Source organism: Streptomyces sp. CNX435, from assembly GCF_059570575.1.
In genome coordinates this window covers 100,363-124,026 of record NZ_JCANTA010000023.1, presented here as the reverse complement: position 1 = coordinate 124,026, position 23,664 = coordinate 100,363, and the positions used below count along the sequence as shown (strand labels likewise).

The window sequence follows — 23,664 nt, the reverse complement described above, 5'->3', positions numbered from 1 at the left end:
ACAACGACGGTACGGGTACGAGGACGTCGAACCTTATGTCATTTCCCTACAACGTCGGCTCGAAAATCATGAGCATCCGGCACTACGCGCAAGTGACGGGGCCACACATCATCCAACGACACGTCGGCCCGGGCTGTAGGGCTCCGACAACACAGTGGGACAGATCGTCGTTACGAGAGAAGGTTCCGTAGCAGACCTTCTTGTTAACCTACGTCCATGACCTCTTCACCCGCAACGACACCCGCAACGACACCCGCAACTACACCCGCACCCCGCACGCCCACCCGCACCGCGCCGGACGTGACCGGCCACCTCATGCACACCGCGCACGTGCTCAACACCCACCTGTCCGCCGCACTGAGCGAGGTGGGCCTCCTGCAGCGCGAGCAGTGCGTGCTCGTGCACGCACTGGCGGCCGAGCGGACCCAGGGCCAGCTCGCCGAGCTGGCACGCATGGACAAGACGACGATGGTCGTGACCGTGGACGGCCTGGAGAAGGCGGGGTACGCCGAGCGGCGGCCGTCGAGCACCGACCGCCGGGCCCGCATCATCCACGTCACCGAGGCGGGCGCGAAGGTCGCGGCGCGCGGCCAGGAGGTCGTCGACCGGGTGCACCGGGAGGTGCTCGACTCCCTGCCGGCCGCGCAGCGGGACGCCTTCGTCGACGCCCTGGAGAGCCTGACGGCGGGCCTGCTCGCCCGACCCGTCCCGTCCGACCAGCCCGTTCGCCGGGCGCGGCAGGCCCGGCGGTAGCCGCGCGGAGCGCCGAGCACCGATGCCGCCCGTGTGGGCGCCAACACCCAGAGATTCGAACATACAGTCGCCCACCCGCCGGGGTGGGTGATAGCGTGCTCGCCGGACCGGTTTGTCGCACCGGGGCGGTAGCGTCGCGGGCGTGAAGCTGGTGGTGCAGATCAAACTGCTGCCGGATGCCGCGCAGGCGCGGGCTCTTGAATGCACCCTGCGTGCCGTGAATGAGGCGGCGAACTGGCTGTCCGGCGAAGCCTACGCACGCGGCGGGAAAGAGCCGGACCCGCAAGGCGTTGCAGGGTTTCGGCTACATCGCGCTGAAGGGTCGGGGGCTGTCGGCTCAGCCCGCGCTGCACGTGGTGCGGAAAGTCGCCGACGCCTACACCACCCTGGCCGCGAACATCCGGGCGGGGAACCTCGGCAGACCGGGCTCCAGGCGCCGCCGCCGGGCGGAGTCCAAACCGGTCACCTTCCGGCCGGACGCGGCGCAGCCGTATGACGACCGCTGCCTCAGCTGGCAGTACGACGCCCGGACGGTGTCGATCTGGACCACCGGCGGTCGTCTGCGGGGGGTGCGATTCGCCTGCTCCGGGCAGGCCATGAAGACGCTGGCCGCCCACCGCAAGGGCGAAAGCGATCTCGTCCATCGCGACGGCATGTGGTTCCTCATCGCCACCTGCGAGGTTCCCCAGGCCGAGCAGATCGACCCCACAGATTTCCTCGGCGTGGACCTCGGCATCACCAACATCGCCACCACCTCGGACGGGACGATCCACGCCGGACGGCGCCTGAACCGGTACCGCAAGCGGCATCTGACCCTGCGGGCCAAGCTCCAGAAGAAGGGCACCAAGTCCGCCAAGCGGGTCCTCAAGCGCAAGCGCCGCAAGGAGTCCCGCAGGGCGACTGAGGCCAACCACGTCATCTCCAAGCGCATCGTGACCGAGGCTGAACGCACCGGGCGCGGAATCGGCATGGAAGACCTTGCCGGTATCCGTGAGCGGGCACGGCTGAGAAAGCCCTGGGGGCACCGCCCGGCCGAAGGCTGGGGGAGGGTCGCGCTGCACTCCTGGGCCTTCGCCCAGCTCGGGCGGTTCGTGGGGTACAAGGCGCGCCGCGCCGGTATCCCCGTGCTGTTCGTCGATCCGGCCTACACCTCCCGCCTGTGCGCGGAGTGCGGGCACGTCGACAAGAAGAACCGGGTATCTCAGGCATTCTTTGCCTGCCGGTCGTGCGGCGTCGTTGCGCACGCCGACCGCAATGCCTCCCGCAACATCCGTGCCCGTGCACGGGAGTTGTGGCGACGCGGGGCGGAGTCACACGCCCCTGCACCCGCACAGGGTGCTGGACGCGGACGACACATCACGGCCAGTGATGCCCGTACTGCAAACGTGGGCCTTCAGGGCTCACGTAGTTGACCACCGGCCAGCAGATCGGCGGCGCGCTGGGCGTCGCGGTGCTGACGACGCTGGCGGCACGGCGTACGGAGTCGCTGGGCGCGGCCGGGCACGGGCGGGACGCGGCGCTGACGGGCGGCTTCCAGCTGGCGTTCGGCATCGGGGCGGCGCTGGTCGCCGCGGCGGCGGTGGTGACCCTGGCGGTGCTGCGGCCACGTACGCCCGGCGGGTCGCGGAAGCCGGACGGCGACGGTGCGCCGGGCGGCGGTGCGGAGGGCGCTGACGCCGCCGTAGCCGGTGCGGACACCGGCGGCGCCGCGGCGCCCGCCGCTACTCCTGCGGCACGACCCCGGCCCGTAGCAGACCGTACGCGTATGCGTCGTCCAGCGCCTGCCACGACGCCGCGATGACGTTGTCCGCGACGCCGACGGTGTCCCACTCGCCGCGGCCGTCGCCGGTGGTGATGAGCACGCGCGTCGTCGACTCCGTGCCGTGGGTCCCCTCCAGGATCCGCACCTTGTAGTCGACCAGCTCGAAGTCCGCCAGCTGGGGGTAGATCCGCTCCAGCGCCACCCGCAGCGCCCGGTCCAGCGCGTGGACCGGGCCCTTGCCCTCCGCCGTGACGACGGTCCGCTCGCCCTTCGCCCACAGCTTGACCGTGGCCTCGTTGGCGTGGGTGCCGTCCGGGCGGTCCTCGGCGATGGCCCGCCAGGACTCGGTACGGAAGTAGCGCCGGGCCCGGCCGGACTCGCGCAGCTGCAGCTCCTCGCGGAGCAGCAGCTCGAAGGACGCGTCGGCGGCCTCGTACGTCAGCCCCCGGTGCTCGTTCTCCTTGACCCGCTCCACGACCCGGCTCAGCAGCTCGCGGTCGTCGCCGAGGTCGAGGCCGAGGTCCTTGCCCTTCAGCTCGATGGACGCCCGGCCGGCCATGTCGGAGACGAGCATGCGCAGCCGGTTGCCGACCAGCTCGGGGTCGATGTGCTGGTACAGGTCGGGGTCGACCTTGATGGCGGAGGCGTGCAGGCCGGCCTTGTGGGCGAAGGCCGAGACGCCCACGTACGGCTGGTGGGTGGCGGGCGCGATGTTGACGACCTCGGCGACGGCGTGCGAGATCCGGGTCATCTCCGCCAGCCGGCCCGCGGGCAGCACCCGCATCCCGTACTTCAGCTCCAGCGCGGCGACCACGGGGAAGAGGTTGGCGTTGCCGACGCGTTCGCCGTAGCCGTTGGCCGTGCACTGCACGTGCGTGGCGCCGCCGTCGACGGCGGCCAGGGTGTTGGCCACCCCGCAGCCGGAGTCGTCCTGCGCGTGCATGCCGAGCCGGGCGCCGGTCGCGGCCAGCACCTCGGCGACGGTCTCGCGCACCTGGCCGGGGAGCATGCCGCCGTTGGTGTCGCAGAGCACGACGACGTCGGCGCCGGCCTCGTGCGCGGCGGCGACGACCTGCTTGGCGTACGCGGCGTTGGCGCGGTGGCCGTCGAAGAAGTGCTCGCAGTCGACGAAGACCCGGCGGCCGTGCTCGCGGAGGAACGCCACCGTGTCGCGCACCATCGCGAGGTTCTCCGCGAGCGTGGTGCGCAGCGCCAGCTCCACGTGCCGGTCGTGCGACTTGGCGACCACGGTGACGACCGGGGCCTTGGACTCCAGCAGCGCGCGCACCTGCGGGTCGTCCTCGACCCGTACGCCCGCCTTGCGGGTGGAGCCGAAGGCGACGAGCTGCGCGTGCCGGAAGTCGACCTCGTCGCGGGCGCGGCGGAAGAACTCCGTGTCCCGGGGGACCGCGCCGGGCCAGCCGCCCTCGATGAAGCCCACGCCGAAGTCGTCGAGGTGCCGGGCGATGGCCAGCTTGTCCGCGACGGTGAGGCTGATGCCCTCACGCTGCGCGCCGTCGCGCAGCGTCGTGTCGAAGACGTGGAAACCGTCACCGGGGGTGCCGGGGGTTTCGGGTGTTTCGGGGGTCTCGGGGGCTTCCGGCTCTGTGCTCATCGAAGTGCTCCTGTCGGGATGGTGTGCTCTCCGGTCCCGGAAATGCAAAAGACCCCTCGCGGGTCGCGAGAGGTCTGCGCGCGGGTCTGGGACGCGGTGAGTCGTCACCGCGTGCGAGTCGCGGGACGGGTCAGCGCGGACCGGCGCGCCTGTTGCCAATAATCATGACGGCAGACGTGGTCACGCCGGGCAGTCTGGCACAACCCGGGCCCGGGCCGGAGTCCCGTCTCACAATACGGGCAGACTGCCCACGTTTCGTACGTCCGGGGTCGGCGTGACGCGGTCTTGTGCCGGTGACATGCGCGTGCCAATTTGGTCCCCGACCAGTCGGTACGGCACCACCTCCCCACGAACCCCACATGGTTCACACAAAGGAGAACCACCGCATGAGACCCCAGATGTCCGCGCGCCTGGGCGGCACCCTCGCCGCCCTTCTCCTGCTCGGCACCGCCGCCCTCGGCGGCGCGGCCGCCGCGGCACCCCCGCCGGCCGACCGCCCCGAGCAGGGGGTCAAGGCCGACGCGGCGACGCTCGCGCTCAACGCCGACGTCGCGCGCGCCCTCGGCGCCGACAGCGCCGGCACGTACCTGGACGCCGACACCGGCGAGCTGGTCGTGACCGTCACCGACAAGGCCGCCGCGGCCGAGGCCCGCGCGGCCGGCGCCCGCGCCGAACTGGTCGAGCACAGCGCCGCAGAACTGCGCTCCGCGATGGGCGCCTTCGAGGAGCGGGCGAAGATAACCGGCACCTCCTGGGGTGTCGATCCGGCCACCAACCAGATTGCCGTGCAGGCCGACTCCACCGTGTCCGCCGCCGAGTACGCGACGCTGCAGCGCGTCGCGAAGAGCCTCGACGGCGCGGCCCGGGTGGACCGGATTCCCGGGGTGTTCCGCGAGGAGGTCCTCGGCGGCGACGCGATCTTCGGCGGCGGCTACCGCTGCTCCGCGGCGTTCAACGTGACGAAGAACAACGCCCGCTACTTCGTGACCGCCGGCCACTGCACCAACGCCGGCGCCTCCTGGTCGGCCACGAACGGCGGCGCGGCCATCGGCACCCGCGAGGGCACCAGCTTCCCGACCAACGACTACGGCATCGTCCGGTACACGGACGGCTCCAACCCCGCCGGCACCGTGAACCTCTACAACGGCAGCAGCCGGGACATCGCCAGCGCCGCGAACGCCGTCGTCGGCCAGGCCATCCAGAAGAGCGGCTCCAGCACCCAGGTCACCAGCGGCAGCGTGACCGCGGTGAACGTGACCGTCAACTACAGCGACGGCCCGGTCTACAACATGGTCCGCACCACCGCCTGCTCCGCGGGCGGCGACAGCGGCGGCGCGCACTTCTCGGGCACCGTCGCGTACGGCATCCACTCCGGCAGCGCGGGCTGCACCGGCAGCAGCGGCTCCGCCATCCACCAGCCGGTCACCGAGGCGCTCAGCGCCTACGGCGTCACCGTCTACTGACGCGACCGGCGGCACGACGGCACCCAAGTGAGGGGCCGCCGCCGGACTCCGGCGGCGGCCCCGTACCCGTACCCGTACCGTGTCGTCAGCCCAGCGGGTGCATCCACCCGTGCGGGTCCGGCGCCTGCCCGGTCTGCACATCGACCAGCGCCTTACGCAGCCGCGCCGTGACCGGCCCCATCTCCCCGTCCGCGACCGTCCACTCCGCCGTGCTGGACTTCGCGTGCCCCACCGGCGTGATGACCGCCGCCGTGCCGCAGGCGAAGGTCTCCGAGATCGTGCCGTCCGCGCAGCCAGCCTGCCACTCCTCCTTGGAGATCCGCACCTCGCGGGTCCGGTAGCCGAGGTCGGCGGCGATGGTCAGCAGCGAGTCGCGGGTGATGCCGGGCAGCAGCGTGCCGGTCAGCTCGGGCGTGACCACCTCCGCGTCCCCTTCCTGCCCGCCGGGCCCGCCGCCCCGCACGAAGTACAGGTTCATCCCGCCCATCTCCTCGATCCACCGGCGCTCCACCGCGTCCAGCCACACCACCTGGTCGCAGCCCTGCTGCACGGCCTGGAGGGTGGCGGCCATGGCACCCGCGTAGTTGCCCGCGCACTTCGCCTCGCCGGTGCCGCCGGGCGCGGCGCGCACGTACTCCTCGGTGAGCCACACCGACACCGGCTTGATGCCGCCGTGGAAGTACGCGCCCGCGGGCGAGGCCAGCACCATGAACAGGTACTCGTGCGCCGGCGAGTTCACGCCCAGGCCGATCTCGGTCGCGAACATGAACGGGCGCAGGTACAGCGATTCCTCGCCGGTGCCCGGCACCCACGCCTTGTCCTGGCGCACCAGCACGTCGATGGCTTCCACGAAGGTCTCGACGGGCAGCTCCGGCATCGCCAGCCGGCGGGCGGACTGCTGGAAGCGGCGCGCGTTGGCGTCCGGCCGGAAGGTGCGGACGCTGCCGTCGGGCTGCCGGTACGCCTTCAGCCCCTCGAAGATGGACTGCCCGTAGTGCAGCGCCATCGTCGCCGGGTCGAGGGTCAGCGGCGCGTACGGCTGGAGCTGCGCGTCATGCCAGCCGCGGCCCTCGGTCCACTTGATCGTGACCATGTGGTCGGTGAAGTGCTTGCCGAAACCGGGGTTGGTCAGGATCGCCTCGCGCTCCGCGTCAGACAGCGGGTGCGCGGACGGCTTGAGCTCGATCGTGGTCATGAGATTCGTGTCCTTCACCGTTCGGTGTGTGGCGGACCGCGTCCCGTACCCGGGTCCTCGCACCCGAAGGTACTAGGACGTCCGAGCATTACCCCGTGCCACGGCCCCCCGTCGATTATGACGTGGGCGTGGGCAGCGGCAAGCGCGGCGGTGGTACGCGGCCCGAAGGGTCATCGTCGCACCGACCCCGCCCGCAGGGCAGGGTCAGTCGGCCGTACGGAGAAACCTGACCGGCCGGGCCGGCCGCGGCGAGCGTGTGTGGTCCCGGCGGTCAGCCGGATACTCGGGCGGCGAGCGCGTCGCCGATCTCGTCCGTGGTGCGCGCCGTGGCGCCCCGCGCCGCGAGGTCGGCCTCGACGGCCTCCTCGACGCGGGTGGCCTGCGCGGCGTAGCCGAGGTGGCGCAGGAGCAGGGCGACCGACAGGACCGTGGCCGTCGGGTCGGCCTTGCCGGTGCCGGCGATGTCCGGCGCGGAGCCGTGGACCGGCTCGAACATCGACGGGAAGGTGCCGGCCGGGTTGATGTTCCCGGAGGCGGCGAGGCCGATGCCGCCGCTGATGGCGGCGGCGAGGTCGGTGAGGATGTCGCCGAAGAGGTTGTCGGTGACGATCACGTCGAAGCGCTCAGGCTGGGTGGTGAGGAAGATCGTCGCGGCGTCGACGTGCAGGTAGTCCGTGGTGACGTCGGGGTACTCGGCGCCGACCCGGTCGAAGGTGTCCTTCCACAGATGGCCGGCGTAGACGAGCACGTTGTTCTTGTGCACGAGGGTCAGCTTCCGCCGCGGGCGGGCCTGGGCGCGCTCGTACGCGTCCCGGACGACCCGCTCCACGCCGTACGCGGTGTTGACGCTGACCTCGGTGGCCACCTCGGCCGGGGTGCCGGTACGCAGGCTGCCGCCGTTGCCGGTGTACGGGCCCTCGGTGCCCTCGCGGACGACGACGAAGTCGATGTCGGGGCGGCCGGCGAGCGGGGTGTCGGTGCCGGGGAAGAGCTTCGACGGGCGCAGGTTCACGTAGTGGTCGAAGGCGAAGCGCAGCTTCAGCAGCAGCCCGCGCTCCAGCACGCCGGACGGCACCGAGGGGTCGCCGATGGCGCCGAGCAGGATCGCGTCGTACTCCTTGAGCGCCGCCAGCTCCGCGTCCGGCAGGGTCTCGCCGGTGGCGTGCCAGCGGCGGGCGCCCAGGTCGTAGCTCTCGGTCTCCAGCTTCACGTCCTGCGGCAGAACGGCGGAGAGCACTTTCAGGCCCTGGGCCACGACCTCGGGGCCGATGCCGTCGCCGGGAATGGACGCGAGACGAATGCTGCGAGACATGCGGGGAGCCTACGCGCTACGTCTTGCGGGATGACACCGCCGTCCGGGATGTGGACACGGGATGGGGACAGGCCGGAGGCGTTCACCACGCCGACGGCGGCAGTTCGCCGGTGCGTCGGCCCCGGCAGGGAAGGCTCGGTGATATGGACACTCCCGGCTTCGGCATCCCCCCACGCCTCGCCCGCACCATGAGCATGGCCGAGCAGCACGAGTACCTGCGCGGCAGGTACTCGCGGCGCCGCGTCGTCACCACGGGCGCGGGCGGGCTGGCCGGCGGGCTGCTGCTCGCCGGGTGCAACGGCGATGCGGGCGGGGGCGACGGCGGCGGGGGGTCCGGGCGTACGGACCACTCCCCGGCGGGCACCGCCGCCCCCGCGCCCACCGGGGCGCCGGCGGCGTTCGGCCGGCATCTGGCGTTCGGCGCCGACCCGCGCACCCAGATGCGCGTCGGCTGGCAGCTCCCGCTGCCGGTGCGCCGCCCGTACGTGCGCTTCGGCACGGACCGCGGCGAACTCGGCGAGCGCGTCGAGGCCGAGATCCGGCCGCTGAAGACCCCGGCGCTGAACGGCCTCCCGGCGGTGGAGCAGCACTACGTGCACGCCGCGCTCGACGGCCTGGAGCCAGGCACGGCGTACGTCTACGGCCTCGGCCACGACGAGTTCGACCCCGCCATCCCGCCCCGCGCGGCTGCCCACGGCGCCGCCGAGCACCTCGCCGGGTTCACCACCGCGCCCGCCCGGCCGGAGCGCTTCGTCTTCACCGCCTTCGGCGACCAGGGCACCGGCCGCGCCGCCCGCGCGATCACCCGGGGCATCGCCGCCCTGCCCGGCGGCCCTCCGGCATTCCACCTGCACGCCGGCGACATCTGCTACGCCGAGGACTCCGGACTCGGCCTGGAGACCGGCCGCTACGACGCCCGGGTGTGGGACCGCTTCCTGCGGCAGATCGACCCGGTGGCCTCCCGGGTCCCGTGGATGCCGGCGATGGGCAACCACGACATGGAGGCGTGGTACTCCCCCAACGGCTACGGCGGCCAGCGGGCGCGCTGGACGCTGCCGGACAACGGCTTCGACCCGCGCGAGGCGCCGAGTGCGTACTCCTTCGTCTACGGCAACGTCGCCGTCGTGGCGCTGGACGCCAACGACGTGTCGTACGAGATCCCGGCCAACCTCGGCTTCACCGACGGCGCCCAGGTGCGCTGGCTGGACCGGCGCCTTGCGGAGCTGCGTACGGCCGCGGACGTCGACTTCGTCGTGGTCTTCTTCCACCACTGCGCCTACTCCACCAGCACGCACGCCTCGGACGGCGGGGTGCGGGAGCACTTCACGCCGCTGCTCGACAAGCACCGGGTGGACCTCGTGGTCAACGGCCACAACCACGTCTACGAGCGCACCGACGCGCTCCGCGCGGGGGCCCTGACCCGCCCGCTGCCCGTCGGCGGGTCCGTGGACACCGAGCGCCACGGTGCGGTCTACGTCACCGCGGGCGGCGGCGGGCGCAAGCTGTACGACTTCAGCGCGCCGGACACCTACGAGGGCCGGCGCCGCGACCGGGACGTGGTGCAGACGTTCCGCTGGACCCGGTCGGGTGCGAAGGCGCCGGAGGGCGTCGAGTGGTCACGGGTGCGCTACACGGGCTACTCGTTCCTCGCGGTCGAGTCCCTGCCGGGCGCCTCGCCCGCGCTACGGGTCGCCGCGTACGCCGACGACGGCACGCGGATCGACCACTTCGAGCTGGTACGGGGCCGCTGAGCGGGCTCAGTGACCGGTCGCGCCGCCGTTGTCGCGGCGGTCGAACGCCCGCTGCAGCGCGGCGGCGGCGTTCTTGCGGGCGACGGCGTTGTCACGTGTGCGCTCCTCGCTCTGCCCGGTGCGGGCGGAGTGGCGGGCGCGGCGGACCGTGGTGGTGGCAGCCATGGGGCAGCTCCTGAAGGGTGCTGGAGATACGTGGGGACGCCGCTGGGGCGGGAGCGGCGCCGCAGGGGTCGCCTGCCTGAGAGGCGCCAAGCCTCGACCACCGTCGCTGTTCCGCGAGCGTTCGGCTCCTATAAAAGTAGGACGTCAAAGCGTTCTTGTCTCGCCATTTACTCGGGCTTCCTACTATCTGAGACGGCACCCCCAACGACCTGCGGTGATCGTCACGAGTCGAGGGTGTCGAGCAGCGCCGCCAGCTGTGCGGGCGAGGTGATGCGGCGCACACCCGCGGGCGCCTGCGCGAGGCGGCGCGCGGATGCCTGCCCGGATGCCCGCGCGGGTGCCTCGGCGGCGGACCGGTCCAGCCAGATCCCCGTCAGCCCCGCCGCGTCCGCCGCCGCCGCGTCGGTGTCCGGCCGGTCGCCGACGTACGCGACGCGCCCCGGCGGCAGCCCGAGCGCGGCGCAGGCGGCGTGGAAGGCGCCGGGGGCGGGCTTGGCGATGCCCAGTTCCTCGGAGCACACCAGCGCCTCGAAGCGGTCGTGCACGCCGATGGCGCGGAGCTTCTCCTCCTGGTGCGGGGCGCTGTTGTTGGACAGCAGGCCGTGCCGCCGGCGCGGGGCGAGGCCGTCGAGCGCCGGTACGACGTCCGGGAAGACCCGCCAGTACCGCCGGTACGCGGCCAGGTAGCCGGCCATCCAGGCGTCGGCCTCGGCGTCGGTCAGCGGCCGGTCCGCCAGCACCCGGGCCCGCTCGCGGCGCTGGGCCAGGAAGGTGAACTCGCCGGCCAGGTAGCGCTCCACGTACTCCTCGGAGACCGCGTGCCAGTGCGCGGCGGCCTCGTCCGGGGAGGCGTACCGGCCCAGCAGCCCGCGGGCGGTCAGGTGCTCCAGGGCGGCGCGCCGCTCGGCGCCCGAGTGGTCGAAGATCGTGTCGTCGATGTCCCAGACCACGGCGAGGATCCGCATGTCACGACGGTAACGGTCCGGGTCGGCCGCCGCCCAGTCCGCGCACGCCGGCCGCCCCCGGCCGACGGGGGTGGCGACCGGGGGCGGCGTTCGGGAGGGGCCGCCCGGGGGCGGCCCGGCGGGCGTCAGCCCATGTGGGGGTAGCGGTAGTCGGTCGGGGCGTCCATCGTCTCCTTGATGACGCGCGGCGAGGACCAGCGCAGCAGGTTGAACTTCGAGCCCGCCTTGTCGTTGGTGCCGGAGGCGCGGGCACCACCGAAGGGCTGCTGGCCGACGATCGAGCCGGTGGGCCGGTCGTTGACGTAGAAGTTGCCGGCCGCGAAGCGCAGCCTGCGCGTCGTCTCGGCGATGACCGTGCGGTCCTGCGCGAGGACCGCGCCGGTCAGGGCGTACGCGGCGACGGACTCCATCTGCTCCAGCATCGCGTCGTACAAGTCGTCCTCGTACACGTGCACCGCGATGATCGGGCCGAAGTACTCCTCGGTGAACACCTCGTTCTCCGGGTCGGAGCAGACGACGACGGTCGGGCGGACGAAGTAGCCGACGGAGTCGTCGTACGTGCCGCCCGCGACGATGTCGCACGCCGGGTCGGCCTTCGCGCGGTCGATCGCGGCCTTGTTCTTGGCGAACGCCCGGTCGTCGATGACGGCGCCGACGAAGTTCGCCAGGTCCGTCACGTCGCCCATGGCGAGGCCCTCGGTCTCCGTGACGAGCGAGTCCTTCAGGCCCCCGTCCCACAGGGAGCGCGGGACGTACGCGCGGGAGGCGGCCGAGCACTTCTGGCCCTGGTATTCGAAGGCGCCGCGGGTGATCGCGGTCTTCAGCTTCGCCGGGTCCGCGCTCGGGTGGGCGACGATGAAGTCCTTGCCGCCCGTCTCGCCGACGATCCGGGGGTACGCCTTGTAGCCGGGCAGGTTCCTGCCGACCTCGCCCCACAGGTGCTGGAACGTGCGGGTGGAGCCGGTGAAGTGGATGCCGGCCAGGTCCGGGTGCGGCAGCGCGACCTCGGAGACGTCCTTGCCGTCGCCGGTGACGAGGTTGATGACGCCGGGCGGCAGCCCGGCCTCCTCCAGCAGCCGCATGAGCAGCACCGCGGCGTGGGTCTGGGTCGGCGAGGGCTTCCAGACGACGACGTTGCCCATGAGGGCGGGCGCGGTCGGCAGGTTGCCGGCGATCGCGGTGAAGTTGAAGGGCGTGATCGCGTAGACGAAGCCCTCTAGCGGGCGGTGGTCGAGCCGGTTCCACACGCCGGGCGGCTGGATCGGCGGCTGCTCGTCCATGATCTGCCGGGCGAAGTGGACGTTGAAGCGCCAGAAGTCGACCAGCTCGCAGGGCGCGTCGATCTCCGCCTGCTGCGCGGTCTTCGACTGGCCGAGCATGGTGGAGGCGGCGATCGTCTCGCGCCACGGGCCGGCCAGCAGGTCGGCGGCCTTGAGCAGGATCGCGGCCCGGTCGTCGAAGGACAGCGCGCGCCAGCCGGGGGCGGCGGCCAGGGCGGCGTCGATCGCGTCCTGCGCGTCGGCGCGGGTGGCGGTGCCGTACGTGCCGAGGACGGCCTTGTGCTTGTGCGGCTGCACGACGTCGACGCGCGCGCCGCCGCCCATGCGGCGCACGCCGCCGATGGTCATCGGCAGCTCCATGGGGCTCTCGGCCAGCTCCTTGAGCTTGGCCTCCAGCCGCGCGCGCTCCGGCGTGCCGGGGGCGTAGGTGTGCACCGGCTCGTTGTACGGGGCGGGGACCTGGGTCACAGCGTCCATCGTTGCCGATCTCCTTCGAGGTGCGGAGGGTCTTGCGGGGGTCGTCGGCGGTGGTCTTCAGCGGCGGCTCGCGAGTGCACGCAGGAAGAAGGCCGTGTTCGCCGGGCGTTCGGCGAGCCGGCGCATGAAGTAGCCGTACCAGTCGGTGCCGTACGGGGTGTAGACGCGCACCCGGTGGCCCTCGGCCACCAGGCGGAGCTGCTCCTGCGGGCGGATTCCGTAGAGCATCTGGAACTCGTACTCGTCCGGTTTGCGGCCGTGGCGGCGCGCCAGGTCCTGGGTGATGGCGATCATCCGGGGGTCGTGCGTGCCGATCATGGGGTAGCCGCGCCCGGTCATGAGGATCTTCAGGCAGCGTACGTACGACCGGTCCACCTCCAGCGGGTTCTGGAAGGCGACGACGGCCGGCTCCTTGTACGCGCCCTTCACCAGCCGCACCCGGGAGCCCTCGCCGGCGAGGGCCCGGCTGTCCTCCTCGGTGCGGAAGAGGTACGACTGCAGCACGGCGCCGGTCTGCGGGAAGCGCTCGCGCAGGGTGCGCAGGACGGCGAGGGTGGAGTCGACGGTGGTGTGGTCCTCCATGTCGAGGGTGACCGTGGTGCCGGCCGCGGCGGCGGCTTCGACCACCGGAGTGACGTGGGCGAGCGCGAGGTCGTGGCCGCCGGGCAGCGCCTGGCCGAAGGCGGAGAGCTTCACGGACATCTCGGCGCGGTCGCCGAGCCCCTCGTCGTGGAGCGCCTCGGTCAGCCGGAGGTACGCGTCCCGGGCGCGCAGCGCCTCGCGGGGGTCGGTGACGTCCTCCCCGAGGTGGTCGAGGGTGCTCGACAGCCCGCGGCCGGCCAGGTCGCGGACGGTGGCGACGGCGTCGGCCAGCTCCTCGCCGGCGACGAAGCGCGTGACCACCCGGCGGCTGACCGGTGCGGCCGAGACGACGCGACGGATTCCGTCGCTGCGCGCGGCGGCGAGAAGCACGGGACCCAGCACGGGGCACCTCCACGGTCGGGGCGCAGGTAACTCCTCCCTGAAATCTAAGGATCGCTCCGATCCTGGGCCATCGACAGCTGTCACGCATCCGGGAGCCCGCTCTCATACAGATGTATGAGACGCTGCTCTCATGCGCGGCGACTACCAGCAGTTGGTGGACGAGGTCTCGGCGGCGCTCGGCGCCCCCGCCACCCTGGAGGACCGGGACTTCGGGTTGATCGCATTCGGCGTCCACGACACCGGCGACGGCTCGTCGGGCGGCGTCTCCTCGCTCATGGACCCGGTCCGTACGAAGTCCATCCTGCACCGGCGCTCGACGGCGGCGGTGCGGGCGTGGTTCGAGGCGTACGGGATCGCCCGCGCGACCGGCCCGATGCGGATCCCGCCGGATCCCTCCGCGGGGGTGCTCACCGGGCGGATCTGTCTGCCGGCGCGGCACGACGGGGTGGTGCAGGGGTACGTCTGGCTGCTCGACGACGGGCACCTGGCCGACGTCGAGCTGGGCGGGCCGGGCCGGGCGCCGGATCCGCGGATCGCGCGGGCCATGCGGACGGCGGAGCGGATCGGGGCGCTGCTGGCGGCGGAGACCCGGGCGGGGGCGGCGGCGGGGATGCTGCTGCACGACGTGCTGGCGGGTCCGGCGGCGGGGCGGGACGCGGCGCTGGCGGAGCTGCGGGACGCGCTGCCGGGCGGTGCGGCGGGGCCGGTGGCGGCGGTGGCGGTGCTGCCGTGGCGGCCGGCGGACCCGGCGGCGCCGGGCCCGGGTCTGCCGCGGACGGCGGCGACTGCGGTGGTGCGGGTACGGGGCGGCGCCGGCGGCTGGGGCGCGGCGGGTACGGGCGCCGGGGGTACGGGCGCCGGGGCACGGACGGGCGCGGGGATACGGGCAGCCGGCGGCGAGGCGCGAACCGGCGCGGAGGAGGGAGCCGGGGACCGGGCGGCGCCGGTACGGGCGCTGGCGGCGCTGGTGCTCCTGCCGTCCGCGAGTGCGGTGGAACCGGCGGTGACGGCGGCGGAGCGGCTGCGGCACGCCGGAGGGGGCGGGGCGCCGGGGGCGGCGTGGAGCGGCGCGGGGACGAGCGCGCCGGGTGAGGTGCCGGCGGAGGTACGGCGCGGAGCGGCGGGCGGGGCCCGTACCCGCCCCGGCGGGGCCGCCGGGGCGGCGACCGCGTCGGGCGCCGCGGACGTCGTCGCCGGCGTCGGCGCCGGGCGGGCCGGGCTCGACGGGCTGCCCGGCACCTGGCGTGAGGCGCTGGCCGCCGCCCGGGCGGCGCGGGCCGCGCCGCACCTGGGGCCGGTGGCGCGGTGGCCGGACATCGGCCCGTACCGGCTGCTCACCGCCCTGCCCGGCGGCGTCGACCCGGCGGTTGCGCGGCTGCTGGAGCCGGCCCACGCCGGGCTGGCCCGCACCGCCGAGGTCTACCTCGACCACGCCGGCCAGGCCGCCCGCACGGCCGCCGCGCTGGGCATCCACCGCCAGACGCTGTACTACCGGCTGTCCCGGGTGGAGGAGCTGACCGGCCTCGACCTCACCGCGGGCGAGGACCGCCTGCTCCTGCACATGTCCCTCAAGTCCGCCCGCCTGTGACCGCGGCCCGTACGCGGACGCGGACACAGCCCACCGGCACCGCACGCGATCCCCTCCCGCCGCGCCCGCCGCCGGGCGGCCGGGCACAGGGGCGGTCGCCGGCTTCGGACACGGGGACCCGCCATCGCCGCCGTACGGGACCCCGGCTCCGGCACGCCGGCACGCGCACCCGCCGGGGCCGCCGCCGGGCGGCCGGTGCGGGGCTCAGCCCAGGTGGGCCGCCGGGGTGGCGGTTGCCGGGCTGGTGCGGTCGGGGCGGGGGGTGTTCATCAGCACCGCCACGACCACCGCCGCGGCGAGCAAGATGACCGACGCCATCGTGTACGCGGACGCGAAGCCCTCGACCAGGCCCTCCTTGACCACCGGCGGCACCGCCCCGCCCGCCGCGCGCCGCTCCTCCGCGGCCCCCGCGTCCGGCACGCGCTCGGCGAGGTAGTCGGCGGTGGTAGTGGTGGCCACCGTGTTGAGCAGCGCGGTGCCGATCGAACCGCCGATCTGCTGGGAGGTGTTGACCGTCGCCGAGGCGACGCCGGCCTCCTCCTCGCGGACGCCGTGGGTGGCGTAGTTGATGGCCGGGGCCATCACCATGCCCATGCCGAAGCCCATGATCAGCTCGGCGGGCAGCACTCCGGCCGCGTACGAGGTGTCGATGTCCAGCGTCGCCAGCCAGCCGGAGCCGGCCGCGGCGAACAGCAGCCCGGGCGCGATCAGTGCCCGTGGCGGCACCTTGGGCAGCAGCCGGGTGGCCAGGCCGCCGGCGCCGGCCAGCACCCCGGCGGTGAGCGGCAGGAACGCCACGCCGGTCTTCAGGGCGGAGTAGCCCATGACGACCTGCATGTAGTACGTGAGGAACAGGAACATCGCGAACATGCCGACCGCCGCCAGCGCGATGCCCAGGAAGGCACTCCCCCGGGCCCGGCTCAGCACCACCCGCAGCGGCAGCAGCGGCTCCTTGGCGTTCCGCTCGTACAGCACGAACCCCGTCAGCAGCGCCACGCCCAGGAACAGCAGACCGAGCACGAGCGCCGAGTCCCAGCCCTCGGACTCCGCCTCGCTGCAGCCGTAGACGAGGGTGACGAGGCCGGTGACGGCGAGGATGGCGCCGGGGACGTCGATCTTCCGGCGGACGTCGGAGCGGGTGTCGGCGGGCAGCACCCACCAGCCGGCCGCGGCGGCGACGGCGATGGGCACGTTCACGTACAGGCACCACCGCCAGTCCAGGTACTCGGTCAGCGCGCCGCCGGTGACCAGGCCGATGGCGCCGCCGCCGGCGGCGATCGCGCCGAAGATCCCGAACGCGCGGGCGCGTTCCCGCTGCTCGGTGAAGCTGGTCGTCAGCAGCGACAGCGCCGCCGGGGCGAGGAGGGCGGCGAAGGCGCCCTGCGCGGCGCGGGCGCTGAGGAGGGCGGCGAAGTTCGGTGCCGCGCCGCCGACGGCGGAGGCGGCGGCGAAGCCGACCAGCCCGGTCAGGAACGCGCGGCGGCGGCCGGCGTAGTCGGCGATCCGGCCGCCCAGCAGCAGCAGGCCGCCGAAGGCCAGGGTGTACGCGGTGATCACCCATTGCCGGTCCCCGTCGGAGATCTCCAGATCCGCCTGCGCGGACGGCAGCGCGATGTTCACGATCGTGACATCCAGCACGATCATCAACTGCGCCAGCCCGATGAAGGCCAGCGCAAGCCAACGCCGCGGGTTGGCCTCCGCGGTGTTCTTTGTAGTGTCCATGTCATTGCCTTTCTCGTGCGTGCTTTCGGTTTCGGGTGGCGGCGTGTCTCTCGGGCGGTACGGGCGCTAGCGGGGCTCCCCGCCGACGATGCGGTCCGTGACTCGCATGAAGCGCTCCGCGGTGATGGCGGGGCCGGGCAGCGCGGTGCCGCGGGCGCGGGCGGCCTCGGGGCGCAGCCCGTCGAGGTAGACCTCCAGATGGCGGTGCGCGAGCGCCTCGTCCTCGGGCAGCCCGCCGCCGGGCAGCAGCAGCGTGAGCCGCATGACCATGAACGGAACGTCGCCCAGAACGACGTCCTCGCGGACCTGGCCGGCCCGCTGCGCCCGTACGATCAGCTCCTGCACCGACCGCAACGTCGCCGCGCGCAGCTCCGCCAGCTCCTCGTCGATCCGGATCCGGCCGGAGAGCGCGGGCAGCACCGCGCCGATGCGCAGCCTGAGCGCCGCGTGGGCGAACCGGCGCAGCGCCTCGAACGGCTCCTCGTCGCTCGCCAGCGCCTCCCGGGCGGCGCCGCTCAGCGCGGTGAGCGTGGCGGCGGCGACGCCGCGGATCAGCGCCTCACGGCTGGCGAAGTTGCGGTAGAGCGTGGCGATGCCGACGCCGGCCCGGCGGGCGACCTCGTCCAGCGGCGCGTCGGGGCCCTCGCCCACGAAGACCTGGCCGGCCGCCTTCAGGATCAGCTCGCGGTTCCGTCGGGCGTCCGCTCGCATCCGGGTCCGCATGGCCGCTCCTCAACCGAAGGGAAATTCTCCACTTACCCGCACCGTAGGAGGGCACCGGAGAGATTTCATCCATCTGAGGGGAAGTGATAGAGGGCCGCGCGAAGATCCTCCGCATCCCGCCCCGGGCGGCGGGTGGGCACACGCGAACGGGCCCGGACCGGCGGCATCGCTGCCGCCCGCCCGGGCCCGGTGCCCGTGGGTGAGGAGGTGAGGACCTGTTCGCTACTCGGTGAGGTTCACCGCGCGCGCCGAGGCCGCGCCGATCTCGCCGGCGATCTCCTGCACGACGGCCGGCGGGATCGTGTCGTCCACCGTCAGCGCGACCAGCGCCTCGCCGCCGGCCTTGGCCCGGGACACCTGCATGCCGGCGATGTTGATGCCCGCCTCGCCCAGGATCCGGCCCATGGTGCCGACGACGCCGGGGCGGTCGGCGTAGCTGAAGAACGCCATGTGATCGGCGAGCGCCAGGTCCACGTCGTGCTCGCCGACGGCGACGATCTTCTGCTGGTGCTTCGGCCCGGAGAGAGTGCCGGAGACCGACACCTCCTCGCCGCTCGCCAGCGTGCCGCGCACGGTCACCACGTTACGGTGCTCGTTCGACTCCGAGCTGGTGGTCAGCCGCACCTCGACGCCGCGCTCCTGCGCGAACAGCGGCGCGTTCACGTAGCTCACGGTCTCGGCGACGATGTCCTCGAAGACGCCCTTGAGCGCGGACAGCTCCAGCACCTTCACGTCGTGCTGGGTGATCTCGCCGCACACCTCCACGTCGAGGCGGACCGCGACCTCGCCGGCGAGCGCCGTGAAGATCCGGCCCAGCTTCTCCGCCAGCGGCAGCCCGGGACGTACGTCCTCGGCGATGACGCCACCCTGGACGTTGACCGCGTCCGGCACCAGCTCCCCGGCGAGCGCGAGGCGCACCGAGCGGGCCACCGAGATGCCCGCCTTCTCCTGCGCCTCGCCGGTGGAGGCGCCGAGGTGCGGGGTGGCGACGACGCTGTCGAACTGGAACAGCGGCGAGTCCGTACAGGGCTCGGTGGCGTAGACGTCGAGGCCCGCGCCCGCGACCCGGCCCTCCTTCAGCGCGGCGGTCAGCGCCTCCTCGTCGACGATGCCGCCGCGGGCGGCGTTGACGATACGGACGGACGGCTTGACCTTCTGCAGCGCCTCGTCGCCGATGAGGCCCAGGGTCTCCGGGGTCTTCGGCAGGTGGACGGTGATGAAGTCGGAGGTCTCCAGCAGCTCGTCCAGCGAGACGAGCCGGACGCCCATCTGCGCGGCGCGCGCCGCCTGCACGTACGGGTCGTACGCCACGACGCTCATGCCGAACGCCGCCATGCGCTGGGCGACGAGCACGCCGATACGGCCGAGGCCGACGACGCCGAGCACCTTCTCGTTCAGCTCCACGCCGGTGTACTTCGAGCGCTTCCACTCACCGGCCTTCAGCGCGGCGTTGGCCTGCGGGATGTTGCGGGCGCTGGCGATGATCAGGCCGCAGGCCAGTTCGGCGGCGGTGACGATGTTGGAGGTCGGCGCGTTGACGACCATCACGCCGGCCTTGGTGGCGGCGGGTACGTCGACGTTGTCGAGGCCGACGCCCGCGCGGGCGACGACCTTCAGCTTCCGCGCGGCGGCGACGGCCTCGGCGTCGACCTTGGTGGCGCTGCGGATCAGGATCGCGTCCACGGCGGCGATGGCCGCGAGCAGCTCGGCCCGGTCGGCGCCGTTGCAGTGGCGGATGTCGAAGTCGGGACCGAGGGCGTCGACGGTGGCCGGCGAGAGCTCCTCGGCGATCAGTACGGCCGGCTTCCCGGGGGCGGTGGCGCCGGATGCTGGGGCAGTGCTCACGTGGTCCTCACTGGATTCCTGTGCGGGACGGCCGTCCCGACGGCCGCAGGTGGAGGGGTGCAACGCCGGTCCGCCGGACAGACGCGTGCTGCCGCGTTTGAAGGACACACGACGCTGTGAGCCTGACGCGCGATGTACCAGAGTGTAGTGGCGCCGGGCGGTGGCCGGGCCCGCTGCGCCCCGCCACCGCCCGTTCGAGGGACCGGTTCGCTCAGTCCTTGTCGTCGACCCAGCTCATGAGCTTCCGCAGCTCCTTGCCGGTGGTCTCGACGAGGTGGTCGCCGTCCTGCTTCTTGTACTCGTTGTAGCGCGGGAGGCCGTTGTGGTACTCGGCCATCCAGTCCTTGGCGAACGAGCCGTCCTGGATCTCGCCGAGAATCTTCTTCATCTCGGCCTTGGTGTTGTCGTTGATGATCCGCGGGCCGGAGACGTAGTCGCCCCACTCGGCGGTCTCGGAGACCGACCAGCGCATCTTCGAAAGGCCGCCCTCGTACATGAGGTCCACGATGAGCTTCAGCTCGTGCAGGCACTCGAAGTACGCGATCTCCGGCTGGTAGCCGGCCTCGACCAGGGTCTCGAAGCCCGCCTTCACCAGCGCCGAGGTGCCGCCGCAGAGCACGGCCTGCTCGCCGAAGAGGTCGGTCTCGGTCTCCTCGGTGAAGGTGGTCTTGATGACGCCGGCGCGGGTGCCGCCGATGGCCTTCGCGTACGACAGGGCCAGCGCGAACGCGTTGCCACCGGCGTCCTGCTCCACGGCCGCGATACACGGCACGCCGCGGCCCTCCTCGAACTGGCGGCGGACCAGGTGGCCCGGGCCCTTCGGGGCGACCATGCAGACGTCCACGTTGGCGGGCGGCTTGACGAACCCGTAGCGGATGTTGAGGCCGTGGCCGAAGAACAGGGCGTCGCCGTCCTTGAGGTTGTCCTTCACGGACTCCTCGTAGACCTGGCCCTGGACCGGGTCCGGTACCAGCATCATGATCACGTCCGCCTCGGCGGCGGCCTCGGCGGGGGTGACGACGCGCAGACCCTGCTCCTCGGCCTTCGCCCGCGACTTGGAGCCCTCGTGCAGCCCGACGCGGACGTCCACGCCGGAGTCGCGCAGCGACAGCGCGTGGGCGTGGCCCTGGCTGCCGTAGCCGAGGACCGCGACCTTGCGGCCCTGGATGATGGACAGGTCGGCGTCGTCGTCGTAGAACAGCTCGGCCACTGAAGTCTCTCCTCGGTCTTGCGGATGTGCCCACCGTACGCCTGGCGCGGTGGGGGTCTGTCGGGGATTGTTAACGGGGGTTGACGGAGCGGGGACACGGAGCGGACGGGAGCCGGTCTCCGCCGCGGGCCGGTCGCGCGGCCGTGGCCGCGACGACCGGCCCGCCGCACTGTGCCCCGTGGCCCCGCGGCCGTTACGCCGTCCGGTCCAGGGCGCGCAGCGAGCGGTCCGTGATGGAGCGGGCGCCGCGGCCGATGGCGATCGTGCCGGACTGGACCAGCTCCTTGATGCCGTACGGCTCCAGCATCTTCAGCATCGCCTCCAGCTTCTCGCCGCTGCCGGTGGCCTCGATCGTGACGGCGTCCGGGGAGACGTCCACGGTCTTGGCGCGGAACAGCTGGACGATCTCGACGACCTGGGAGCGGGTCTCGTTGTCGGCGCGCACCTTCACCAGGACGAGTTCGCGCTGCACCGCGGAACCCGGCTCCAGCTCGACGATCTTCAGCACGTTGACCAGCTTGTTGAGCTGCTTGGTGACCTGCTCCAGCGGCTGGTCCTCGACGTTCACCACGATCGTCATCCGGGAGATGTCCGGGTGCTCGGTGGTGCCGACGGCGAGGGAGTCGATGTTGAAGCCGCGGCGGAAGAACATCGCGGAGATCCTGGCCAGGGTGCCCGGCTTGTTCTCCACCAGGACCGAGAGCGTGTGCTTGGACATGTCTTCGTCTCTTCTCTGGCTTCCCGGCCTCAGTCGTCCTCGCCGTCGCCGAAGTCCGGGCGGACGTCGCGCGCGGCCATGATCTCGTCGTTGGAGGTGCCGGCCGCGACCATCGGCCAGACCATCGCGTCCTGGTGGACGATGAAGTCCACGACGACGGGGCGGTCGTTGATGGCGTTGGCCTTCTCGATGACGGCGTCGAGCTGCTCGGGGTCGTCGCAGCGGATGCCGACGCAGCCCATGGCCTCGGCCAGCTTGACGAAGTCCGGGCAGCGGGTGCCGGCGGACTGGCGGGCCTGGTCCTCGGCGCCGGCGGCGTGTCCGTTGCCGTTGCCGTTGGGGCCGGAGTCCAGCACGGTGTTGGAGTAGCGGCGGTTGTAGAAGAGGGTCTGCCACTGGCGGACCATGCCGAGCGCGCCGTTGTTGATGATCGCGACCTTGATCGGGATGTCGTTCAGCGCACAGGTGACCAGTTCCTGGTTGGTCATCTGGAAGCAGCCGTCGCCGTCGATGGCCCAGACCGTGGCGTCCGGCGCGCCGGCCTTGGCGCCCATGGCGGCCGGGACGGCGTAGCCCATGGTGCCGGCGCCGCCGGAGTTGAGCCAGGTGCGGGGCTTGTCGTAGTCGATGTAGTGCGCCGCCCACATCTGGTGCTGGCCGACGCCCGCGGCGTAGACCGTGTTCTCCGGGGCCAGCTCGCCGATGCGCTGGATCACCTGCTGGGGCGACAGCGTGCCGTCGGAGGGCTGGTCGTAGCCCAGCGGGTACGTCTCGCGCCAGCGGTTCAGCTGCTGCCACCACTCCGCGTACCGCGCCGTGCCGGCCGCGGCCGGCTCGCCCTGCTCCTGCTCGCCCTGCACCGCCACGATCAGGTCGGCGATGACCTCGCGGGCGTCGCCGACGATCGGCACGTCCGCCTCGCGGTTCTTGCCGATCTCCGCCGGGTCGATGTCGGCGTGCACGATCTTGGCGTACGGCGCGAACGTGTCCAGCCTGCCGGTCACCCGGTCGTCGAACCGGGCGCCGAGCGCCACGATCAGGTCGGCCTTCTGCAGCGAGGTGACGGCGGCCACCGTGCCGTGCATGCCCGGCATGCCCAGGTGCTGCGGGTGGGTGTCGGGGAAGGCGCCGAGGCCCATCAGGGTGGTGACGACCGGCGCGCCGGTCAGCTCCGCGAGCACCTTCAGCTCGGCGGTGGCGCGGGCCTTGAGCACGCCGCCGCCGACGTACAGCACCGGGCGCCGGGCGGTGCCGACCAGCCGGGCGGCCTCGCGGATCTGCTTGGCGTGCGGCTTGGTCACGGGGCGGTAGCCGGGCAGCTCGTGGCGCGGCGGCCAGCTGAAGACCGTACGGGCCTGGAGCGTGTCCTTCGCGATGTCGACCAGCACCGGGCCGGGGCGGCCGGTCGAGGCGATGTGGAACGCCTCGGAGATCACCCGCGGGATGTCCGCGGGGTCCGTGACCAGGAAGTTGTGCTTCGTGATCGGCATGGTGATGCCGCAGATGTCCGCCTCCTGGAAGGCGTCCGTGCCGATCGACTTGACCACCACCTGGCCGGTGATCGCCACCAGCGGGACGGAGTCCATGTGCGCGTCGGCGATGGGCGTGACGAGGTTGGTCGCGCCCGGCCCCGAGGTGGCCATGCAGACACCCACCTTACCGGTGGCCTGCGCATACCCGGTGGCGGCGTGCCCCGCGCCCTGCTCGTGGCGGACGAGGACGTGCCGGACCTTGGTGGAGTCCATGAGCGGGTCGTACGCGGGGAGGATGGTCCCGCCCGGAATGCCGAATACCGTGTCCGCACCCATGGCCTCAAGGGCGTAGATGAGGGACTGCGCGCCCGTCACTGTCTTGTCTGCCGGTGTGTGCCCCGGGACGCGGGACTGTCCCCCGCTGCGGGCCCGCGGCGGTTGCGGGTGGGGCTCACTCCGCGGGGGAGCCTGCTCGGTCATCGGTTTCTCTTCTCGTCTTCGAGTGGTGCGAGGGTTGGGGGTGGAGAGCGGGTTCGAGCAACAAAAAACCCCTCGTGCCGGATGGCAAGCGAGGGGAGCGCGTCGGCGCGGTCCGGGAGTCGGGGTCCGCTTCAGCCGACGCGCTGTCCAAGTACGAGAATTCGGGTGCGCATGGACCTGACCT

Annotated in this window: 18 protein-coding genes and 1 pseudogene; 6 read left to right on the top strand and 13 right to left on the bottom strand. The window is 72.7% G+C overall.

Features of this window, described 5'->3' with window-relative positions:
• Window positions 1–216 precede the first annotated feature (216 nt).
• The 3 genes and pseudogenes from T328_RS29370 to T328_RS29360 all read left to right on the top strand — a co-directional run bounded on the left by T328_RS29370 (window position 217) and on the right by T328_RS29360 (window position 2,554).
• Window positions 217–753: a MarR family winged helix-turn-helix transcriptional regulator gene (locus tag T328_RS29370; protein WP_496499238.1), complete on the top strand. Its 537-nt coding sequence runs from the start codon at window positions 217–219 to the stop codon at window positions 751–753.
• A 142-nt stretch (window positions 754–895) separates the two neighbouring features.
• A pseudogene (locus T328_RS29365) lies at window positions 896–2,165 on the top strand (RNA-guided endonuclease InsQ/TnpB family protein).
• On the top strand, window positions 2,162–2,554 hold the full coding sequence (locus tag T328_RS29360) for a hypothetical protein (RefSeq protein WP_496499237.1): 393 nt from the start codon (window positions 2,162–2,164) through the stop codon (window positions 2,552–2,554). The pseudogene T328_RS29365 and the gene T328_RS29360 overlap by 4 nt, the downstream one beginning before the upstream one ends.
• On the opposite strand, the gene cimA is transcribed toward T328_RS29360, so the two are convergent.
• Window positions 2,475–4,130, bottom strand: a complete 1,656-nt coding sequence (cimA, locus tag T328_RS29355; protein ID WP_496499236.1) for a citramalate synthase — start codon at window positions 4,128–4,130, stop codon at window positions 2,475–2,477. The genes T328_RS29360 and cimA overlap by 80 nt on opposite strands.
• 386 nt (window positions 4,131–4,516) lie before the next feature.
• On the opposite strand from cimA, the gene T328_RS29350 reads away from it, so the two are divergent.
• On the top strand, window positions 4,517–5,593 hold the full coding sequence (locus T328_RS29350) for a S1 family peptidase (RefSeq protein ID WP_496499235.1): 1,077 nt from the start codon (window positions 4,517–4,519) through the stop codon (window positions 5,591–5,593).
• An 85-nt stretch (window positions 5,594–5,678) separates the two neighbouring features.
• Here T328_RS29350 and T328_RS29345 read toward each other — a convergent pair whose 3' ends face one another.
• Both T328_RS29345 and T328_RS29340 read right to left on the bottom strand, forming a co-directional pair.
• Window positions 5,679–6,788 carry a branched-chain amino acid aminotransferase gene (locus T328_RS29345; RefSeq protein ID WP_496499234.1) on the bottom strand — a complete coding sequence of 370 codons (1,110 nt, stop codon included), beginning with the start codon at window positions 6,786–6,788 and terminating at the stop codon, window positions 5,679–5,681.
• Between the two features lie 271 nt (window positions 6,789–7,059).
• A complete protein-coding gene (locus tag T328_RS29340; RefSeq protein ID WP_496499233.1) occupies window positions 7,060–8,100 on the bottom strand; it encodes a 3-isopropylmalate dehydrogenase in 1,041 nt (346 codons plus the stop codon).
• 143 nt (window positions 8,101–8,243) lie between these two features.
• Here T328_RS29340 and T328_RS29335 point away from each other — a divergent pair, with 143 nt between their 5' ends.
• The gene (locus T328_RS29335) at window positions 8,244–9,851 is read left to right on the top strand and encodes a purple acid phosphatase family protein (protein ID WP_496499232.1); all 1,608 of its coding nucleotides are present in this window, start codon (window positions 8,244–8,246) and stop codon (window positions 9,849–9,851) included.
• A gap of 6 nt (window positions 9,852–9,857) precedes the next feature.
• Here the strand turns inward: T328_RS29335 and T328_RS29330 are convergent, their stop codons facing one another.
• The 4 genes from T328_RS29330 to T328_RS29315 form a co-directional block, all read right to left on the bottom strand.
• Window positions 9,858–10,016, bottom strand: coding sequence for a hypothetical protein (locus T328_RS29330; protein WP_496499231.1), 159 nt, complete (start codon window positions 10,014–10,016; stop codon window positions 9,858–9,860).
• Between the two features lie 221 nt (window positions 10,017–10,237).
• The gene (locus T328_RS29325; protein WP_496499230.1) at window positions 10,238–10,981 is read right to left on the bottom strand and encodes an HAD family hydrolase; all 744 of its coding nucleotides are present in this window, start codon (window positions 10,979–10,981) and stop codon (window positions 10,238–10,240) included.
• A 125-nt stretch (window positions 10,982–11,106) separates the two neighbouring features.
• Window positions 11,107–12,738, bottom strand: coding sequence for an L-glutamate gamma-semialdehyde dehydrogenase (gene pruA / locus T328_RS29320; RefSeq protein WP_496499229.1), 1,632 nt, complete (start codon window positions 12,736–12,738; stop codon window positions 11,107–11,109).
• 57 nt (window positions 12,739–12,795) lie between these two features.
• On the bottom strand, window positions 12,796–13,722 hold the full coding sequence (locus T328_RS29315; RefSeq protein ID WP_496499228.1) for a proline dehydrogenase family protein: 927 nt from the start codon (window positions 13,720–13,722) through the stop codon (window positions 12,796–12,798).
• Between the two features lie 130 nt (window positions 13,723–13,852).
• Between T328_RS29315 and T328_RS29310 the strand changes: the two genes are divergently transcribed.
• Entirely contained in the window at window positions 13,853–15,310 is a 1,458-nt protein-coding gene (locus T328_RS29310) for a PucR family transcriptional regulator (protein ID WP_496499227.1), read from the top strand.
• A 204-nt stretch (window positions 15,311–15,514) separates the two neighbouring features.
• On the opposite strand, the gene T328_RS29305 is transcribed toward T328_RS29310, so the two are convergent.
• The 6 genes from T328_RS29305 to T328_RS29280 form a co-directional block, all read right to left on the bottom strand.
• Complete coding sequence (locus T328_RS29305) at window positions 15,515–17,032, bottom strand: MFS transporter (RefSeq protein WP_496499226.1); 1,518 nt, start codon at window positions 17,030–17,032, stop codon at window positions 15,515–15,517.
• A gap of 66 nt (window positions 17,033–17,098) precedes the next feature.
• The gene (locus T328_RS29300) at window positions 17,099–17,755 is read right to left on the bottom strand and encodes a TetR/AcrR family transcriptional regulator (protein WP_496499225.1); all 657 of its coding nucleotides are present in this window, start codon (window positions 17,753–17,755) and stop codon (window positions 17,099–17,101) included.
• 222 nt (window positions 17,756–17,977) lie between these two features.
• The gene (gene serA, locus T328_RS29295; protein WP_496499224.1) at window positions 17,978–19,600 is read right to left on the bottom strand and encodes a phosphoglycerate dehydrogenase; all 1,623 of its coding nucleotides are present in this window, start codon (window positions 19,598–19,600) and stop codon (window positions 17,978–17,980) included.
• A 211-nt stretch (window positions 19,601–19,811) separates the two neighbouring features.
• On the bottom strand, window positions 19,812–20,810 hold the full coding sequence (gene ilvC / locus T328_RS29290; RefSeq protein ID WP_496499223.1) for a ketol-acid reductoisomerase: 999 nt from the start codon (window positions 20,808–20,810) through the stop codon (window positions 19,812–19,814).
• Window positions 20,811–21,003: 193 nt separating this feature from the next.
• Window positions 21,004–21,528: an acetolactate synthase small subunit gene (gene ilvN / locus T328_RS29285; protein ID WP_496499222.1), complete on the bottom strand. Its 525-nt coding sequence runs from the start codon at window positions 21,526–21,528 to the stop codon at window positions 21,004–21,006.
• A gap of 29 nt (window positions 21,529–21,557) precedes the next feature.
• On the bottom strand, window positions 21,558–23,480 hold the full coding sequence (locus tag T328_RS29280; RefSeq protein ID WP_496499221.1) for an acetolactate synthase large subunit: 1,923 nt from the start codon (window positions 23,478–23,480) through the stop codon (window positions 21,558–21,560).
• Window positions 23,481–23,664 lie beyond the last annotated feature (184 nt).

Excerpts from the sequence above, each read along its gene's own strand:
- T328_RS29370 (WP_496499238.1), top strand. The coding sequence starts at position 217 with ATGACCTCTTCACCCGCAACGACACCCGCAACGACACCCGCAACTACA.
- cimA (WP_496499236.1), bottom strand. The coding sequence starts at position 4,130 with ATGAGCACAGAGCCGGAAGCCCCCGAGACCCCCGAAACACCCGAAACC.
- T328_RS29350 (WP_496499235.1), top strand. The coding sequence starts at position 4,517 with ATGAGACCCCAGATGTCCGCGCGCCTGGGCGGCACCCTCGCCGCCCTT.
- T328_RS29345 (WP_496499234.1), bottom strand. The coding sequence starts at position 6,788 with ATGACCACGATCGAGCTCAAGCCGTCCGCGCACCCGCTGTCTGACGCG.
- T328_RS29340 (WP_496499233.1), bottom strand. The coding sequence starts at position 8,100 with ATGTCTCGCAGCATTCGTCTCGCGTCCATTCCCGGCGACGGCATCGGC.
- T328_RS29335 (WP_496499232.1), top strand. The coding sequence starts at position 8,244 with ATGGACACTCCCGGCTTCGGCATCCCCCCACGCCTCGCCCGCACCATG.
- T328_RS29330 (WP_496499231.1), bottom strand. The coding sequence starts at position 10,016 with ATGGCTGCCACCACCACGGTCCGCCGCGCCCGCCACTCCGCCCGCACC.
- T328_RS29325 (WP_496499230.1), bottom strand. The coding sequence starts at position 10,981 with ATGCGGATCCTCGCCGTGGTCTGGGACATCGACGACACGATCTTCGAC.
- pruA (WP_496499229.1), bottom strand. The coding sequence starts at position 12,738 with ATGGACGCTGTGACCCAGGTCCCCGCCCCGTACAACGAGCCGGTGCAC.
- T328_RS29310 (WP_496499227.1), top strand. The coding sequence starts at position 13,853 with ATGCGCGGCGACTACCAGCAGTTGGTGGACGAGGTCTCGGCGGCGCTC.
- T328_RS29305 (WP_496499226.1), bottom strand. The coding sequence starts at position 17,032 with ATGGACACTACAAAGAACACCGCGGAGGCCAACCCGCGGCGTTGGCTT.
- T328_RS29300 (WP_496499225.1), bottom strand. The coding sequence starts at position 17,755 with ATGCGGACCCGGATGCGAGCGGACGCCCGACGGAACCGCGAGCTGATC.
- ilvN (WP_496499222.1), bottom strand. The coding sequence starts at position 21,528 with ATGTCCAAGCACACGCTCTCGGTCCTGGTGGAGAACAAGCCGGGCACC.
- T328_RS29280 (WP_496499221.1), bottom strand. The coding sequence starts at position 23,480 with ATGACCGAGCAGGCTCCCCCGCGGAGTGAGCCCCACCCGCAACCGCCG.